Origin of the sequence: Burkholderia sp. IT-111MI5, assembly GCF_949752865.1 — a bacterium.
GTDB classification, from domain to species: domain Bacteria; phylum Pseudomonadota; class Gammaproteobacteria; order Burkholderiales; family Burkholderiaceae; genus Burkholderia; species Burkholderia pyrrocinia_C.
Map to the genome: position 1 here is coordinate 156,392 of NZ_CATKIF010000002.1, position 16,380 is coordinate 172,771.

A 16,380-nucleotide genomic window follows, 5' to 3' on the forward strand; every position below is an offset into this window, starting at 1 on the left:
CCGGCAGAGCTTCTGCTTCGGCCGGCGAGTGTTGTTGCCGATTGATTTTAGAAGCCAGCGGCGCTTTTACCGTTCGGCCCATTTTAGCGTGGGTATCTCGATGGCCTACAGGTTAGGCCGCGGTCCCGGCGAATGCCAGGCTGCGTGAGGATTAGTTGACACACTCGCATTGACTCAGACCGGCAGCTTCGCGGCCAGGCCTGCGACACGTTGCCACGATGGCGCTACCCGGTCAGCTTCGACCTACGGCGGATATCATCGGACTCCAGCCAGGCTCGACGGCCCGCCGACCCGCGTCAGTTCTCGCCATCCGCCGGGCGTGCACACCGAGCCCGCTCGATACATGCGCACAGCGCTTCCACGATCGCGTCGAGCGGTGTGCCCGGCCCGAAAGCCGCCGCGACGCCCTTCGCCTTCAGATGGCGAATATCCGCGGCCGGAAAGATTCCGCCCAACACCACCGGAATCCCGGCGCGATGCAATGCCGGTTCGTCGAGCAGCCCTTCGACGAGCTCGAGGTGAGCGCCTGACAACGACGAAATGCCTACGATATCGGCGCCATGCGCGTGTGCGGCAGCCGCCACGGATGCCGGCTGCTGAAACAGCGGCAGGCGGACGACATCGAATCCGGCGTCCTCGAGTGCGGCTGCGACGACGGCCGCTCCGCGGTCGTGTCCATCCTGGCCGAGCTTGGCGATCACGATGCGCGGCCTGCGTCCCACACGTTTCGCCAGTCGGTCGACGCAGCCCTTCGCCGCCCTCCAGGCGGCGTCGCCTCGCCGATTTTCGCCGTAGACGCCCTCACCGTCCGCTTCCACCGCCGCGGCATGCCGCGGCCATACCGATTCCAGCGCGCGAGTACACTCCCCGACGGTCGCACGTGCCCGCATGCAGTCGATCGCCAGTGCGAGCAGGTTTCCGGCGCCGTCGCGCGCCGCGTCGGTCAGCCGCTGCAACGCCGTCGCCACCCGCGCCGGATCGCGCGCGGCCTTGACGGCTGCGATCCGCCGCGCCTGCACGGCCCGAACGTGACGGCCGTCCGTCTCGCGCACCATGAGCTCGCCCGCCGGTTCGTCCGCGACGAAACGGTTCACGCCGACCACGGTCCGGCGCCCGGAATCGACCTGCGCCTGCGTCGCGACCGCAGCACGCTGCAAGCGCCGCTTGACCCAGCCGGACTCGATCGCGGCGATCACGCCGCCCTGCGCGTCGATGGCAGCCAGCTCGGCGCGCACGCGTGTCGCGATGCCATCCGTCAGCGACTCCATCATGTACGAGCCGGCCCACGGATCGATCGTGTCGCACAGCCCCGTTTCATGCTGCAGAATCAGCTGCGTGTTGCGTGCGAGGCGCGCCGCCGCCGCGGAAGGCAGCGCTAGCGCTTCGTCGTATGCATTCGTGTGCAGCGACTGCGTGCCGCCGAACGCCGCAGCCATCGCCTGCGCCGTCACGCGAACGATGTTGTTTTCCGGCTCCTGTGCCGTCAACGACCATCCCGATGTCTGGCAATGCATGCGCAGTGCGCACGCCCGGGGCGAACGCGCGCCGCACGCGTGTGCGATCTCCGCCCACAGCAGACGCGCCGCGCGCAGCTTGGCGATTTCCGTATAGAAATCGCTGCCGACGCCGAAGAAGAAGCTCAGACGGGAGCAGGCCTCATCCGCAGGCATGCCGCGTGCGGCCAGCGTGTCGACGTACGCGCGCGCGTTCGACAGCGTCAACGCGAGTTCGAGCACGGCATCGGCACCGGCTTCCTGGAAGTGATATCCCGACACCGACAGCGCATTGAAACGAGGCGCATGCCGCGCCAGCCACAACGCGACATCGGCGACGATCCGCATCGACGGCGCCGGCTCGAAGATCCACGTATTGCGGACCATGTACTCCTTCAGGATGTCGTTCTGAATCGTCCCGCCGATCCGGGCGGGCGGCACGCCCTGCGCCTCGGCGGCCACAATGAACGCCGCCATGATCGGCAAAACCGCGCCATTCATCGTCATCGACACGGTCGTGCTGTCGAGCGCAATGCCGTCGAACAGCCGCACCATGTCCTCGACCGTATCGATCGCGACGCCGGCCACGCCGACATCGGACCGCGCCTCGGCGCAATCCGAGTCGTAGCCTCGCTGCGTCGCCAGGTCGAATGCCACCGACAGTCCCTGCGCGCCCTGCTCGAGCGCCGTGCGAAACGCGAGATTGGAATCCGCTGCGTCCGCGTGCCCCGTGTATTGGCGAATCGTCCATGGGCGATCGGTATACATCGACGCGTACGGCCCGCGCACATAGGGCCACGCGCCGGGCATGCCGTCGAGATGGGCAATGCCTTCGAGATCGCTCTGCGTGTAGAGTTTCCGCAGCGGCACCGCGCGCGCGTCTCGACCGTTCGGCGCGACGTTCTCCACGTCGGCGCCCGGCTCCATGAATGCGGCTTCGTTCATGGCCGACTCCAGCGCTTTTGCGTGATCACGTCGGCAATCTTGGCCCCGTCGCTGTCGCGCACGATTTCGCTCCAGTGCAGCAGGCCACCGGCATCGGATCGTGCGCGCGCGAAACGCACGGTCAACGAATCGCCAATGTCGAGATTCCCATGAAAGTACAGTTGACGCGCCGCCAATACCGGCGCGTGCTCGAAGCGGTAATGCTGCCATTCCGCGCGGTCGACGAATGCCTGAAAGCTGGCGAAGTAAAGCAGGTCCGCACCATTGAAATCCATGTTCGGGCACGGCAGGAACGAGACGCTTGCGCCATCGCCCTCCGCGAGGCCGGCGAGCGCCGGCACGATCGACGCATCCCGCACCCGCAACTTCTTCGCGTGTTCCGCCATCGACAGCGCATCGGCAGGCACCGGACCGGTGCGGCCGTCGACGCCGCTCATCCGCGCCTTCGCCACCGAGCGGTTGCTGCCGGCATGTTCGCGCGTGACGAACGCCGACATCATCCGCACGATACCGACTTCGTCGTCGCCGCACCGGATCCGCTGCTCGCTGAAATGGCGAATCGGGCCGACCCTGCGAAGCGCGACATGAAGCGCGAATGTGCCGTTCTCGCGAATCGCATGACGGCGGTTCATGTCGACGCGCACCGCAACGAACGATGCATAGGCACGCCGCCCCTCATCGTCGAAGAACTCGGGGACATCGCGGCAGCTATGCGCGGCAAGCGCGTCCCAGTGACGCTGCCCGCACTCCTTGAGCAGCCAGTTTTCCGCGAGCCCCGTGTGCGCGAGTTGCGGCATGCCGGCCCGATAGCGATGGATGGCGGTATGCATCGGCGTCAGGCGGCCACGCTTTCGGCAGAGCGCCGCGCGGCCGTCATCTCGGCCTGGATCTGGTCGACGATATGGGCGGCATCGCGCGCAACCCCGGAGAATCGCCCCGAACCCCACGTGTATAGCCAGGGCAGCCCGACGAAGTAGAGCCCCGGAACCGGCGTCACGCCGCGCCGGTGCGCGGGATAGCCGCGGCCGTTGAATACCGGTGCATCCAGCCAGCTGAAATCCGGGGTGAAGCCGATGCACCAGACGACCGATGCGATGCCGCTGGCCGCGAGATCGAGCGCCGTGCGCTCGGCGGCCGGACGCCACACGGGTTCATAGCGCGTCGCAGGCGGCGCCGCGATCCCATACTTCTCGATATGGGCGTCGATGCCGGCATTGATCCTGTTGTACGTATCGTCGGCGCTGTCGAGCTGCGCCGACAGATCCGCGGAGAATCGTAACTGCCCGTCGGCAAAATCCTCCAGCCGGCCATACAGCTCCATCCCTTCGGCGGCAAAGCGGCGCAGATCGATATCGCGCCCGCCATCGCGGCCGGTCACATAGTGGTTGGTGTTGTCGCGCACGCCTTCGCGCAGCGGATGCGCATCGACCGGCATGTCGTAGTACTGCATGTCGGCCAGCCAGTCGACGACGTCCCTGCCCCGGTAGAAACGGGCACAGCGAGGCGCATCGCCCACCGCGAGAAACACCTTTCGCCCGGCGAGATGGAGGTCTTCCGCGATCTGCGCGCCCGACTGTCCCGATCCGACCACGAGAACCGGTCCGTCCGGCAACGCGGCTGGATTCCGGTATTCCGACGACTGGATCTGCACGATCGTTGCCGGAAGCCGCTCGGCCATCCGCGGCACGATCGGTCGATGGTAGCCGCCGGATGCAACGACAACCTGATCCGCGGTGTACGCGCCGCGCGACGTCGCGATGCGATAGCGTCCGTCCGCGTCGCGCGTCACACGTTCGACGGCGGTGTGTTCCAACACAGGTGCATCGACGCTTCGGATGAAGCCGTCGAGATAGTCGACGATCTCGTCCTTCGTCATGAAGCCGTGCGGATCGGCACCGCGATACGGATAGCCCGGCAGCGCGCACTGCCAGTTCGGCGTCACGAGACAGAACGCGTCCCAGCGCTGCTTGCGCCACGTGTGCGTCACGGTCTCTTTTTCGAATACGAGATGATCGATGCCTGCCTGCTTCAGGTAGTAGCTGATCGACAGTCCTGCCTGTCCGCCGCCGATGACGGCTACGCCGAGATGGGCATCGATATTCGGGAGGCTGGATGAAACAACGGGTTCGCTTGACATGATGCAGTCCTGAATATGTGTTTAAGACGACGATGGATTCCTGCGTGGCGGATGCCTCAAACGAGTTCGATGACGGTCACGGTCGCATCGCCCTGCGGCGCAAATCGTTCCGCGTGTGCTTCGATCCGTGCCAGCTCGTCCATCGCGGCCGAGCACGCGAACCCGTATTTCTCGCGTACGCGATCGGACGCGATACCCAGCGCGCGTCGGGCGCGCTCGACGAAGTCGTCGAGCGTGTATCGCGTGCCGGGCGTGAAGAATTCCGACACGACGGTCGAAGGCGAATAGCAATTGGTTTCCGACTGATCGGGCCAACGAACCCGAAAATGCATGACCGGCATGATTCCTCCTCATTCGACGGACGACGCTTGCGCACGCTGCGCCAGCCTGTCCAGGTAGATATCCAGATGTTTGCGCGCACTCGCTTCCCATGTGAAGCGGTTCAGCAATGCGGGGACGGCATGTGCGAAATCGGGAGCACGCCGTCCCGAGAGCGCATCGCGCAGCGCGTCGGCGATCGAATCCACATCGGCGGGATCGGCCCACACACACGCGTGCTCGTCCAGATACTCGGTAAAGGGTTCGATTTCGGACACGACGACGGGCTTTCCGCAGGCGAGCCCCTCGAGCACGACCAGACCGAATCCCTCGCGGACCGACACCATCGACACCACATCGGCGCAGTGCATCAGCGCGATCAGCGCCGCGTCGTCGAGCGGCCCCGTCGTCACGACGGGTTCGTCGACGCCGATCCCCAGCCCGAGCGCAGCGGCGCGCGCGACGAAGCGGCGCGCGTACGCATCGTGGTTAAGCAGGCTCGCGCCGCCGCCGATCACGAGCCGTGCACCGGGCAACGTGCTGCGCAGGCGTGCGAACGCCTCGAGCAACGCGATCGAGTTTTTTCGCTGCTCGATCCCGCCGACCGCCAGGACAACCGGCCCGCTGCCCAGGCCGAACCGCTGCCGCACTGCCTGCATGTCCCGATGGTCCACACGAGCGAACCGGGCGACGTCGACGCCGTTGGGCACCACGCCTGCGTCGACTCCGAACTTCTCGCGCATCGTGGCCGCCCAGGCAGCGCTCACGCACTGCACCTGGTCCGCCTCTCGCCACGCGCGTTCCTGCCAGCGTTCGAGCCGCGGGTCGTCGAACACGTCGAGGTGATGCACGGTCCGTACGAACCCGTCGATTGCGCCTGACTGCTTCAGTTCGGCCAGTGCATTGCCCGTGATGCTGTCCTGCGCATGCAGGACGTCGAATCCGCCCGCATCGTGCTCCAGCAATGCGCGCCTGATCGCGGCAATCCGCGCGGACACCATTTCCGCGACGCCGCGCGGACGGCCATCGACGCGTGCCAGCACGACGCGGCACGGGACATCGCGGAACATCGCCTCACCCGGCGCGGCCGGCGCAAATACGGTGACGTCGCTTCCCGCCAAGTGCAGCGCACTGGCCAGTTCAAGTGCGTGCACGACACCGCCACGCGGATTGACCGAGTGGGTAAGAAGCGCTATGCGCAACGCGTCGCGACTCATCGGGCACCTCCGCTGACGCCGGTAATAAACGGCTCGATCCGGAAATCCCACAGCACCGCAGATTTGCCAGCCTCTTCGACGACGACCTCACGGGTTGCGTCGATATCGCCGATCACCGCGCACGCGAGCCCGCGCGCGGCGAAGCGCTCCACGATCGTGTCGACATGCGCCGGCCGGGCCGCCATCAGGAATCCGTAGCTCGGAAAGGCCGTCAGCCAGCGATCGAAGTCGACGCCGGGCGGACGCGGGATCGCGTCGAGTTCGATGCGCGCACCGACGCGCGAGCACTCGACGAGCATCAACGCCGTACCGAGCACGCCCGCCATCGAGATATCCTTCGCGGCATCGCACAGCCCGTCTTCAGCCAGTGCCGGCAGAATCTCGAGATCGCTGCGCAGCCGGGCCGGCGGCGCGCCGACCGACGCATTCCAGAACGGATACGGATCCTCGAACGCGCCGCGCAGGTCGACCGCCATCATCAGGCGATCGCCCGGCCGCGCGCTGAAGCTCGACAGCAGCGCACGCGCCCGACCCAGGATCGATACGGCCAGCTGCCCCTGCGCGCTGCGCGTGTTGCTGTGGCCGCCGACGATCGGCACGCCATACGCCGACGCAGCCGCGGCCATCCCGGCAAGCACCGGCCGCGCGGCGTCGATTCCGTCACTCCACAATGCATCGACGACGGCGATCGGCCGCCCACCCATCGCGTAGATGTCGCTGACATTCGCCATCACACCGCTGTATCCGGCGAACCACGGCATCGACTCGACGAAATCGCCGACCATGCCCTCGATCGCAAACAACAGGTAGCCGTCCGCGTCCGGAATCGCCGCGCAGTCGTCACCGAGCGCGACGGCCTGAGCGAGATCCCGCTCGCCGTTCGGCAATGCCGCTGCGAGCGACGCAACCACGCCGGAAATGTCGTGCTTGTGCTGGAAGCCCCGGCTTGCGCGCAGCGTTGCGATACGATCGTCGACACTCATGGCCGCCCCTCCGAGCGCAGGACGAAGCCCGCGTACGGCGTGCCACACGGCGGATAGTGCGCAAGTTGCGCCTGCATCAGCTGGTGAGGGCGGCCGAACAACGTTTCCTCGCCGAGCGCATCCCAGTGAAGCCGACGAAACAACGGCACGTTCTGCGATTGCACGTGCGCGACGAATGTGCGGCAACCTTCGGCATGCGCGCTGCTGACGGCCAGCGCGATCAGCATCGAGCCGATCCTGCCCTGCCGGCGAAACGCGGGGTGTACCGCCAGCCGCGAACCCATCCAGGTTCCGGGGACGGTTTCATGAATCCGCACCGTGCCGACCACCTGCTCCGGCAGCCCTGCGCAGCAGCTGACCGCGACCAGCAATTGCGCGCGACGATCGATATCGTCGCGATCGTCGCCGACGAAAATCCCCTGCTCGACGCAGAATACGGCCCGGCGCAGCTTGTACGCCTCGTCGATTTCCCACGGAAGCTCCGCCCATTTGATCCGGTACTCCGAAGGCCGATACGTGCCGCGGCTGTCGGCCAGGCCCATCTCTGCGCAGTACATGGTCACACCTCGTAGGTCGACAGCGACGAGCAGGCGCCGCACTTTCCGCAACCTGCCTTGATGTCGGCAGAGCGCATTCCGGCGTCGCGCAGCATCGCACCGAGCGGCTCGAGCACCGCCCGCATGAAGTCCGGCGACGGTGCAGGATGACTCTCCAGCGGCGTGCCGCTGATCGGAACGAACGGCACGACGAACGGATAGACGCCCAACCCGATCAGTTCGCGCGACATGTCGAGAATCGCAGCCGCGCTGTCGCCGAGCCCGGCCAGGATGTAGGTGCTGACCTGTCCGCGGCCGAACACGCCGACGGCCGCGCGGAATGCCGCCATATACCGGGACAGCGGCACGCTCGCCTTGCCCGGCATGATCCGTTCGCGCACGGCCGGCGTCACGGCTTCCAGATGCATGCCCAACGTATCGATCCCGCTTGCCTTCATCCGGTCGAACCAGCCGTCGTCGTCGGGCGGTTCGCATTGCGCCTGGATCGGGAGATCGACGGCCGCCCTGATCGCGAACGCGCTTTCGCACAGCACGCGCGCACCGCGATCCGGCGTCGGCGGTGTACCGGTCGTCAACACCATGTGCTTGACGCCGTCGAGCAGGACCGCCGCACGCGCAACCTCGGCGAGTTGTTCAGGTGTCTTGCGGGCGATCGTGCGGCCGGCCGCAAGCGACTGGCCGATCGAGCAGAACTGGCAGGTCTTGCGCCGGCTCTCGTAGCGAATGCAAGTCTGCAATACCGTGGTCGCAAGCACGTCGGCGCCATGCAGCGTCGCGATGTGCGAGTACGGCACGCCCTCCAGCGTCTGCAACGCGTAGAAGCGCGGGCTCGACGGAAAGCTGATGCTCGCAATCGGGATGGTGCCGCGCGAGAGCAGGCTGACGCCCGCCGCATCAGGTTCCGCCGCGACGAACGGCGAATCCCACGCGGTGCTCGTGTGCACGGGCACCATGATGGTCACACCGTCGACCGTCACGGCCTTGTGATCGGATGGCCCGGCGCCGCCGCGCCGGCTCGCGGCACCAACCCGTGGATCCGTGAGGCGCAGCCCGACCGATTGCAGTTCAGTCATCAATTGCCGGCTCTGCACCGACGGTTTCGCGTTCGCGCTCATGGCAATTTCCCTCGAAGTCGCGTGCGGCCGACGCGCTGCTCCCCATCGGGGTCACCGTCGTCGCCGGCCGATCGTTGATGGCAAGACTCAGCAGTTCCGGCCGCGCATAGTGGCCGACCGAATCCATCATTCGCTTGCGCTTGGTGATCAGCGACATGTCCAGATCGGCGATCACCATCCCTTCGCCGGCGCGCAGCGGCTCGGCCAGATGCTGACCCTCCGGGGACACGATCGCGGTATTGCATCCGCCACGCAGCGCTTTCTGCAGATTCGGATCGCCCGTGATCGACTCGATCTGGGCGTCCGTCAGCCAGCCGGTTGCATTGACGACAAAGCACCCGGACTCCAGCGCGTGGTGGCGGATCGTGACTTCGATCTGTTCCGCGAAGATCGGGCCGACCAGCGAACCGGGAAACTGACTGCAATGAATTTCCTCGTGCTGCGTCATCAGCGCATAACGAGCGAGCGGGTTGTAGTGCTCCCAGCACGCGAGCGCACCGACCCGCCCGACACCGGTCTGCGCAATCTTGAGTCCGGCCGCGTCTCCCTGTCCCCAGATCATCCGTTCGTGAAACGTCGGCGTGATCTTGCGGCGCTTCACCGCGAGGCGTCCGTCGACGTCGAAGATCAGCTGCGTGTTGTACAGGCTGCCGTGGTCGCGCTCGTTCACGCCGAGCACGACCACCATCCCGTGCAGGCGCGCACGCTCGGCAACCGCATGCGTCACGGGGCCCGGCACCGCCACGGCCTGCTCGTAGAGCCGCATGTGATCGGCGCCGGATGCGACCGGCGCCCGCACAAACGAGAAGTACGGGTAGTACGGCACGAACGTTTCAGGGAAGACGATCAGCTGAACACCTTTGCCGGCGGCCTCGTCGATCGCCGCACAGACCTTGTCGAGCGTACCGCCGGCGCGTTCCAGATCGGGGGCGATCTGGACGGCCGCCGCCCGGACGATGCGTTTGTCGGACATGTTGGCACCCGTCATTCGATCAAACGGTCCAGGTGTGGATGACCAGCGCGTTCTCCTTGCGGTGAAGCAGCTGGATATCCAGCACGTCGAGCGGATTGATCGGTCGAATGCCCTCGATCAGCGACGCTTCGCCGTGCCCGTAAAGCGCCTGCAGCGCAAAGCGGCACGCGTAGACTTTCCCGCCTTCTTCCATGAACTTAACGAGCTGCTTGTTGAAGTTCAGGTGACCGGGAAACGCCTCGTCGCCGAGCGTCGGAAATCCGCGCTGCAGGCCGAGCGTCACACCGGGGCCGTAGAGCAGCACCGACGTCTCGAACCCTTTGCGTTGCAGGCGTGTCGCCTGCAGCAGGTTGACGAAGCCGATCGACCCTTCGAATGCAACCGTGTGGAACGTCACGAGCGCCTTCTCGCCCGGTTCCGCCTTGACGTCTTCGAACACTTTTTCCTCGTAGTCGACGAGGAAATCTCCTTTCTTGTGCAGAGGCTGATTCACTGCGGGCATGGCACGCTCCGTTTGAAAATGAGTTGAGTGATGATCCCGAACGCTTTCGAATCCGGGCGACCTCATTAACGCAACGCATATGCCAACCAGGCACAGACCTGATGCGATCACTCTCCGATCATTCAGTCGATAAATGCCGCTGCCGCCGGTCCGATCCTTGCATGACCCAATCCGGATCCGACCGGAACCGGCCTGACCGGGCCAGACGGCGCACCTGACTGATGCAGCAGGAGTGAACCGGTGCGCATCCAGCGTGCATCGATGCATCAATCCGATACATGATGCGATCAATGCAATCATCCGACTTCAAAGTGGCGATATATATATTGTCGATTAATGCGCCATGCTAACGTTTTGATGAATCATCAAATGGAAACAGGTATGGATTACGCCATCCATCATTGGTCGAAGCGCCTGTTGGAAAGCAGGAAACCGGCGTATCTGCTGATCCCCGACCTCATCGAGGAAGATCTCGCTGCAGGCCGGCTTAAACCGCGCGACCGCCTGCCCGGGCTACGCGATCTCGCCAGTGCGCTGAACCTGAACTACACGACGGTGGCCCGCGCTTATGCTGAAGCTCGCCGACGCGGCTTGCTCGATTCGCGTGCAGGAAGCGGCACATTCGTGCGCGGCCCGACGCGAACGATTCCGCTGTCGGGCGGGAGCAGCATCGAAATGTCGATGAACATGCCGCCCGAGCCGCCCGAGATGGCCAGGCGGCTGCAGCAATCGGCTGCGGCATTGTTCGATGCAGCGGATCCTTACCAGCTGATGCGATACCAGGATTTCGGCGGCACACCGGCGGATCGCGCCGCCGGACGCGCGTGGCTGGCCAATCGCCTGCCCGGCTGCAGCGGCGACGCCGTACTGGTCTGCCCGGGCATCCACAGCGCCCTCGTCGCGCTCATCTCCAGGCTTGCGCGCCGCGGCGATTCGATCTGCCTCGATTCGCTCGCTTACCCCGGCATCAAGGCTATCGCGTCACAATTGGGCGTGCAGTTGCAGCCGCTGCCACGGGACGACGACGGACCGTTGCCGCATGCGTTCGAATCGCTCTGCAGAAGCGGACGGCCTGCCGCGCTGTACTGCAACCCGACCCTGCAGAACCCGAGCACGCTCACGATACCGTTCAGACGCCGCGAAGCGCTGGCCGATATCGCGACGCGCTACAACGTGCCCATCATCGAGGACGACGCCTACGCGATGCTGCCGCAGAGCGCGCCGCCACCATTGGCATTGCTGGCGCCCGAGCTGACCTACTATGTGACCGGCATGTCGAAGAACCTCGGCGCCGGGCTGCGAATCGCTTACCTGCTGGCGCCGACGGTGCGCGAAGCACAGCGTATCGCCGGTGCATTGCGCGCCACGACCGTGATGCCGAGTCCGTTCACGATGCTGCTGTCCACGCAATGGGTCAACGACGGCACGGCAGGCGAGATGCTGGCCGCGATTCGATCGGAGGCGCATGCACGGCAGGCGATTGCAAGGCGGATTCTCGGCGCATGGCCTTTCGATGCTCATCCCGACGGTTTCCATCTCTGGTTGCCGATTCCGCGCGAGTGCCTGTGGACTGCCCCCGATCTGGCGCAGCATCTGCGGAGTCGAAGCGTCGCCGCCGTGGCAAGCGCGGCATTTTCGACGGACGGCGACCCGCCGGCCGCGATCCGCATCTGCCTCGGCGGGCCGCAGAGCCGGGAGCAATGCCTGGACGGTTTGCAGCTCGTCGCGGATGCATTGGTCGACGCACATCATCTTTACGGTGCGGCGATGTAGCGGCCGATACAGCCTCGAAGACATTCGAACTCGAATTGCCGATCTGAAGTGTCATAACGCTGGTGTACGCAGATGTGATGCGTGATGACCTCATTTGCGTTCATGTTGGTTTGCGTCCTCGAACCAGCCCGCCAGTCCCGGCTACCAGTATCCATGCCGGCACATTTTCCGATCATCGACTTCCGAATAACGATAGCGCCATAGTGAGAATAAAGAATATTTAATAAAGTAAATTATGGCCGTCGTTGTCGCTCCGCTCCACATCGCCCGTTCCGCTCGAGCGGCGCCCCCGTGTCACCCGCCCCTCCCCTAGCGCACTCCGCCAGCGCAATGCTGCCGATACCGCCAACGCGGCCGACAAGATCATTTCATATTTCTCACCAAATCCCGACTTGATTAACATCGAAAGGATAAAACATTAACCTGACAGAAAATATCTTGTAATTATAAAAACGACCTTCTAGCATGCCCCTGCGGTTCGCGACATGTCTCACATCAAAGTTTTTCCTTGATGCATTCCTCGAAAATCACGCTTTTATTCATAATCTGGGGGATTACATGAAGAAACTGTCTCGTCTGCTGTCCATCACCGCGATTACCCTCGCCAGTCTCAGCGCTTTTGCCCAAGCCGGCGACCAGCCGGCCGCGGTCGACAGGGCGCTGCAACTGATCCAGCAGAACCCGTCCGCCTTCAGCCTGGCTACCGGCAGCGCCGCTCGCACCTTGAAGTTCGCGGCGCCGCAGGCGAGCGCGCCGACGGACGGCGACCAGTTCCGGGTGCGCGACGTGATCGTCGATCCCGACGGCACCGAGCACGTGCGTTTCGACCGCTTCTACGCGGGTCTGCCCGTGATCGGCGGCGACGTCGTCGTCCATTCGAACCAGGGGCAGCTGAAGCAAGCGAGCCTGACCCAGCCCGCGCCGATCGATCTCGCCGGCAAGATCGGCAAGGTCGGCGACCGCTTCGTGGTGCGCAACGCGCCCGACGTGGGTGCGGCCAGGGTCAAGCGCATCGCGGCCGCGCGTTTCAACTCGGACGTGCGCCGCATCGATGACGCGGAGCTCGTCGTGTTCGCGCGCGACGTCACGCCGACGCTGGCCTACGCGGTGCGCGTATACGGCAAGGCGACCGACGCGCACGGCGACGCCGTGCTGTACTACGTCGACGCGCGCACGGGCACCGTGCTCGACGCGCAGGACCTGATCAAGACCGCCGCCGCGACCGGCACCGGCCGCTCGCTGTACTACGGCAACCTGACGCTGACCACCGACCAGACCGGCACGAACGCGTACCGGATGCTCGATCCGACCCGCGGCAGCGGCTCCGTCTACGACGGCCGCGGGCTGATCGCGGAGGATGTCGAGCAAGCGAGCGACCTGCCGATCTTCACGAGCAGCACGAACGTGTGGGGCAACAGCTCGACCACCGACCGGCAAACCGTCGCCGCCGATATCGACTACGGCCTCGCGTTGACTTGGGACTACTACAGGACTACGCACAACCGTAACGGCATCTTCAACGACGGGCGCGGCGTGAAGAGTTTCGCGCACGTAGTGTTCGACACCGGCAGCGGCACGACCGGCGCGAACGCGGCATGGATGCCGTCGCACATCATGGTGTACGGCGACGGCCAGTCGGGCACGAGCCTGCCGAAGCCGGTCGTATCGGTCGACGTGGCCGGGCACGAGATGAGCCACGGCGTGACCGAGGCCACCGCCAACCTGAACTATTCGAGCGACGCGGGCGGCCTGAACGAATCGACGTCCGACATCTTCGGCACGCTCGTGAAGTTCTATGCAAATAACCCGAACGATCCCGGCAACTACGTGATCGGCGCGCGCGTGGTGAGCGGCGGCCTGCGCAAGATGTACAAGCAGGATCTCGACGGCCGGTCGTTCAGCTGCTATCCGTCCGGCGGTTTCTCGTGGTCGAATCCGCGCCACGATCCGCATTTCACGTCGGGTGTCGGCAACCGCTTCTTCTACCTGCTTTCGGAAGGCCCGGCGGTGCCGTCGACCGACACCGGCCTGTCGAGGACGCAGCTGGTCTGCAACGGCGACACGACCTTCAGCGGCCTCGGCCGCGAGAAGGCCGGCAAGATCTGGTACCGGACGCTGACCGTGTACCTGAACGCCAACTCGAGCTACCCGAGCGCGCGGCGTGCGTCGATCCAGGCGGCGAACGACCTGTATGGCGCGAACTCGACCGAGAGCGCCACGGTCGCGCGCGCGTGGAGTGCGGTCGGGGTGAATTGATCGCGCTTGGGTGGGCGTATTGAACGCCGGAAAGCCGCGTGGCGGTCCTTCGCTTCGGAGGAAAGCGAGTCGATCGAGCTCACGCGGCGCTCGGGCACGAGAAAGGCAGGTGCCGATCAGCTGCCTGCGACTGCAGGCGGCTGATTTGCTTCGGACTCGGCCCGACGCTGATTGCGCTCGTCGCCGATCGCGTGTTCTGCAATCCGAAGATGGTCGGCAACTCGATCGGCATCATCTGCACGATCGCGGCCGCGCTCGCCATCGAAGTTACGGTTGTCGAAATTCGGCGCAGAAGCCGAAATGGCGCACCGTCGAACGCAACGCACCCAAAACGGGAAGCCATATAACAAAAAGCTTTCCATTACCCCCGTATGCACAGATTCGAACAGGCTCAGTCCAAATTTGCATGCTGTTTGTGAGCGGAATTACGGCTGAATACTTTCGTGTCTGACCGTGCCCCTCGCTGTTGCCGGCGAGCCGCGACCAGGATGCCCGACGTGTCTCTACGCGTCGTGGTCGCAGGTGCCGGTGGGTCCTGATCGTCACGCGATCCGGATGAATGCGATCACGCAAATGCAAGAGGGGGCAGCCATGGCATCGATTCCTGAACCGTCGCCGACCGGCGAAACCAACAAACGCAGCTGGCTCGAATCTCACGAGGCCGGCTATCACAAGACACTCGGCAATCGACAGGTGCAGATGATCGCGATCGGCGGTGCGATCGGCACGGGGCTTTTCCTCGGGGCCGGCGCGCGACTGCAGGCTGCGGGGCCGTCGCTCGCTATCGTCTACCTGGTGTGCGGCGTGTTTTCGTTCCTGATCCTGCGTGCGCTCGGCGAGCTGGTGATGCACCGGCCGAGCAGCGGCAGCTTCGTGTCGTACGCACGCGAATTCCTCGGCGAGAAAGCGTCTTTCGTCGCGGGCTGGATGTATTTCCTGAACTGGGCAATGACCGGCATCGTCGACATCACCGCGGTCGCGCTCTACATGCATTACTGGACGCCGTTCGCCGGTATTCCGCAATGGATCTTCGCGTTGATCGCGCTCTGCATCGTCGCCACGATGAACCTGATCGGCGTGAAGTGGTTCGCCGAAATGGAGTTCTGGTTCGCGTTGATCAAGGTCGCTGCGATCGTGCTGTTTCTCGGCATCGGCTCCGTGATCCTGGGCACCGGCGGACACGTCGCGGGCCATGACACGGGCATGCACCTGATCACCGACAACGGCGGCTTCTTCCCGCACGGACTGATGCCGGCGCTCGTGCTGGTGCAGGGCGTGGTGTTCGCGTTCGCCGGCGTCGAACTGGTCGGCACGGCAGCCGGCGAATGCAAGGATGCGCGCAAGGTGCTGCCGCGCGCGATCAACAGCGTGATCTGGCGCATTGCGATCTTTTACGTCGCGTCGGTCGTCCTGCTCGTCTGCCTGCTGCCCTGGAGCGCGTACAAGGCGGGGCAAAGCCCGTTCGTCACGTTCTTCGGCGCGCTCGGCGTTCCCGGTATCGGCTCGGTGATGAATCTGGTGGTTTTGACGGCGGCGCTGTCGAGTCTCAACTCGGGGCTGTATTCGACCGGGCGCGTGCTGCGTTCGCTGTCGATGGGCGGCTCGGCGCCTGCGTTCCTCGGGCGGATGAGCGCGCAATCCGTGCCGTACGCGGGCATTCTCGTGACGGTCGCGATCTACGTGATCGGCGTGCTGCTCAACTATCTGGTGCCGTCGAGCGTGTTCGAGATCGTGCTGAACATCGCGTCGCTCGGCATCATCAGCACGTGGGGGTTCATCATCGTCTGCCAGATGAAGTTCCGGGCGGCCGTCAAACGCGGCGAAGTGGACGACGTGCCGTTCAGGATGCCCGGCGCGCCGGTGACGTCGTGGCTCACGCTGCTGTTCCTGCTCGGCGTGCTGGTCCTGATGGCGTTCGACTACCCGAACGGCACGTGGACGATCGCGTCGATTCCGCTGGTCGCACTGCTGCTCGTCGCCGGCTGGAAGTGGTTGAGCGGCCGCGCGCGCCGTGCGTCGCTCAAACCGACGATTCCGTCGGTCACGCTCACGCAGAGCGTCCTCGAAAAAGGCGACAACTAGGCGACGCCCGATAGCGGACGGCGGCCGTG

14 protein-coding genes are annotated in these 16,380 nt (G+C 65.0%); 3 read left to right on the plus strand and 11 right to left on the minus strand.

The genetic code is table 11. The features are described from left to right. Window positions 1-296: 296 nt before the first annotated feature. The 10 genes from scpA to ACM6JT_RS01700 are packed head-to-tail and all read right to left on the minus strand — an operon-like array spanning window position 297 to window position 10,240. On the minus strand, window positions 297-2,438 hold the full coding sequence (gene scpA, locus ACM6JT_RS01655) for a methylmalonyl-CoA mutase (RefSeq protein WP_414855880.1): 2,142 nt from the start codon (window positions 2,436-2,438) through the stop codon (window positions 297-299). Continuing rightward, complete coding sequence (locus ACM6JT_RS01660; protein WP_414855881.1) at window positions 2,435-3,268, minus strand: Pnap_2097 family protein; 834 nt, start codon at window positions 3,266-3,268, stop codon at window positions 2,435-2,437. Before ACM6JT_RS01660 ends, scpA begins: the two co-directional genes overlap by 4 nt. 5 nt (window positions 3,269-3,273) lie before the next feature. Beyond that, a complete protein-coding gene (locus tag ACM6JT_RS01665) occupies window positions 3,274-4,575 on the minus strand; it encodes an MSMEG_0569 family flavin-dependent oxidoreductase (protein WP_414855882.1) in 1,302 nt (433 codons plus the stop codon). A gap of 56 nt (window positions 4,576-4,631) precedes the next feature. Beyond that, window positions 4,632-4,916 (minus strand): MSMEG_0570 family nitrogen starvation response protein, encoded by a 285-nt coding sequence (locus ACM6JT_RS01670; protein ID WP_105390897.1) that lies wholly within the window; start codon window positions 4,914-4,916, stop codon window positions 4,632-4,634. Between the two features lie 9 nt (window positions 4,917-4,925). Further along, on the minus strand, window positions 4,926-6,110 hold the full coding sequence (locus ACM6JT_RS01675; RefSeq protein ID WP_414855883.1) for an MSMEG_0565 family glycosyltransferase: 1,185 nt from the start codon (window positions 6,108-6,110) through the stop codon (window positions 4,926-4,928). Continuing rightward, complete coding sequence (locus tag ACM6JT_RS01680) at window positions 6,107-7,093, minus strand: sll0787 family AIR synthase-like protein (RefSeq protein ID WP_414855884.1); 987 nt, start codon at window positions 7,091-7,093, stop codon at window positions 6,107-6,109. The genes ACM6JT_RS01675 and ACM6JT_RS01680 overlap by 4 nt, the downstream gene beginning before the upstream one ends. Next, entirely contained in the window at window positions 7,090-7,650 is a 561-nt protein-coding gene (locus tag ACM6JT_RS01685; protein ID WP_105390900.1) for an MSMEG_0567/Sll0786 family nitrogen starvation N-acetyltransferase, read from the minus strand. The genes ACM6JT_RS01680 and ACM6JT_RS01685 overlap by 4 nt, the downstream gene beginning before the upstream one ends. Before the next feature lie 2 nt (window positions 7,651-7,652). After that, entirely contained in the window at window positions 7,653-8,723 is a 1,071-nt protein-coding gene (locus ACM6JT_RS01690) for an MSMEG_0568 family radical SAM protein (protein WP_407973054.1), read from the minus strand. Further along, window positions 8,716-9,738 carry a Nit6803 family nitrilase gene (locus ACM6JT_RS01695; protein ID WP_414855885.1) on the minus strand — a complete coding sequence of 341 codons (1,023 nt, stop codon included), beginning with the start codon at window positions 9,736-9,738 and terminating at the stop codon, window positions 8,716-8,718. The genes ACM6JT_RS01690 and ACM6JT_RS01695 overlap by 8 nt, the downstream gene beginning before the upstream one ends. Window positions 9,739-9,757: 19 nt before the next feature. Continuing rightward, complete coding sequence (locus ACM6JT_RS01700; RefSeq protein ID WP_006405208.1) at window positions 9,758-10,240, minus strand: MSMEG_0572/Sll0783 family nitrogen starvation response protein; 483 nt, start codon at window positions 10,238-10,240, stop codon at window positions 9,758-9,760. A 381-nt stretch (window positions 10,241-10,621) separates the two neighbouring features. On the opposite strand from ACM6JT_RS01700, the gene ACM6JT_RS01705 reads away from it, so the two are divergent. Both ACM6JT_RS01705 and ACM6JT_RS01710 read left to right on the plus strand, forming a co-directional pair. Then, window positions 10,622-12,013, plus strand: a complete 1,392-nt coding sequence (locus ACM6JT_RS01705) for a PLP-dependent aminotransferase family protein (protein ID WP_105390903.1) — start codon at window positions 10,622-10,624, stop codon at window positions 12,011-12,013. Between the two features lie 558 nt (window positions 12,014-12,571). Further along, a complete protein-coding gene (locus ACM6JT_RS01710) occupies window positions 12,572-14,269 on the plus strand; it encodes a M4 family metallopeptidase (RefSeq protein WP_034182269.1) in 1,698 nt (565 codons plus the stop codon). 116 nt (window positions 14,270-14,385) lie between these two features. Here the strand turns inward: ACM6JT_RS01710 and ACM6JT_RS01715 are convergent, their stop codons facing one another. Next, entirely contained in the window at window positions 14,386-14,631 is a 246-nt protein-coding gene (locus ACM6JT_RS01715) for a hypothetical protein (protein ID WP_414855886.1), read from the minus strand. 229 nt (window positions 14,632-14,860) lie between these two features. Here ACM6JT_RS01715 and ansP point away from each other — a divergent pair, with 229 nt between their 5' ends. After that, window positions 14,861-16,351, plus strand: a complete 1,491-nt coding sequence (ansP, locus tag ACM6JT_RS01720; protein WP_034182575.1) for an L-asparagine permease — start codon at window positions 14,861-14,863, stop codon at window positions 16,349-16,351. Window positions 16,352-16,380 lie beyond the last annotated feature (29 nt).

What these genes read in the sequence shown, in the direction of transcription:
- ACM6JT_RS01710 (WP_034182269.1), top strand. Translation starts at nt 12,572, where the DNA reads ATGAAGAAACTGTCTCGTCTGCTGTCCATCACCGCGATTACCCTCGCC.
- ACM6JT_RS01685 (WP_105390900.1), bottom strand. Translation starts at nt 7,650, where the DNA reads ATGTACTGCGCAGAGATGGGCCTGGCCGACAGCCGCGGCACGTATCGG.
- ACM6JT_RS01680 (WP_414855884.1), bottom strand. Translation starts at nt 7,093, where the DNA reads ATGAGTGTCGACGATCGTATCGCAACGCTGCGCGCAAGCCGGGGCTTC.
- ACM6JT_RS01700 (WP_006405208.1), bottom strand. Translation starts at nt 10,240, where the DNA reads ATGCCCGCAGTGAATCAGCCTCTGCACAAGAAAGGAGATTTCCTCGTC.
- ACM6JT_RS01660 (WP_414855881.1), bottom strand. Translation starts at nt 3,268, where the DNA reads ATGCATACCGCCATCCATCGCTATCGGGCCGGCATGCCGCAACTCGCG.
- ACM6JT_RS01665 (WP_414855882.1), bottom strand. Translation starts at nt 4,575, where the DNA reads ATGTCAAGCGAACCCGTTGTTTCATCCAGCCTCCCGAATATCGATGCC.
- scpA (WP_414855880.1), bottom strand. Translation starts at nt 2,438, where the DNA reads ATGAACGAAGCCGCATTCATGGAGCCGGGCGCCGACGTGGAGAACGTC.
- ACM6JT_RS01695 (WP_414855885.1), bottom strand. Translation starts at nt 9,738, where the DNA reads ATGTCCGACAAACGCATCGTCCGGGCGGCGGCCGTCCAGATCGCCCCC.
- ACM6JT_RS01670 (WP_105390897.1), bottom strand. Translation starts at nt 4,916, where the DNA reads ATGCCGGTCATGCATTTTCGGGTTCGTTGGCCCGATCAGTCGGAAACC.
- ACM6JT_RS01715 (WP_414855886.1), bottom strand. Translation starts at nt 14,631, where the DNA reads ATGGAAAGCTTTTTGTTATATGGCTTCCCGTTTTGGGTGCGTTGCGTT.
- ACM6JT_RS01675 (WP_414855883.1), bottom strand. Translation starts at nt 6,110, where the DNA reads ATGAGTCGCGACGCGTTGCGCATAGCGCTTCTTACCCACTCGGTCAAT.
- ACM6JT_RS01705 (WP_105390903.1), top strand. Translation starts at nt 10,622, where the DNA reads ATGGATTACGCCATCCATCATTGGTCGAAGCGCCTGTTGGAAAGCAGG.
- ansP (WP_034182575.1), top strand. Translation starts at nt 14,861, where the DNA reads ATGGCATCGATTCCTGAACCGTCGCCGACCGGCGAAACCAACAAACGC.
- ACM6JT_RS01690 (WP_407973054.1), bottom strand. Translation starts at nt 8,723, where the DNA reads ATGACTGAACTGCAATCGGTCGGGCTGCGCCTCACGGATCCACGGGTT.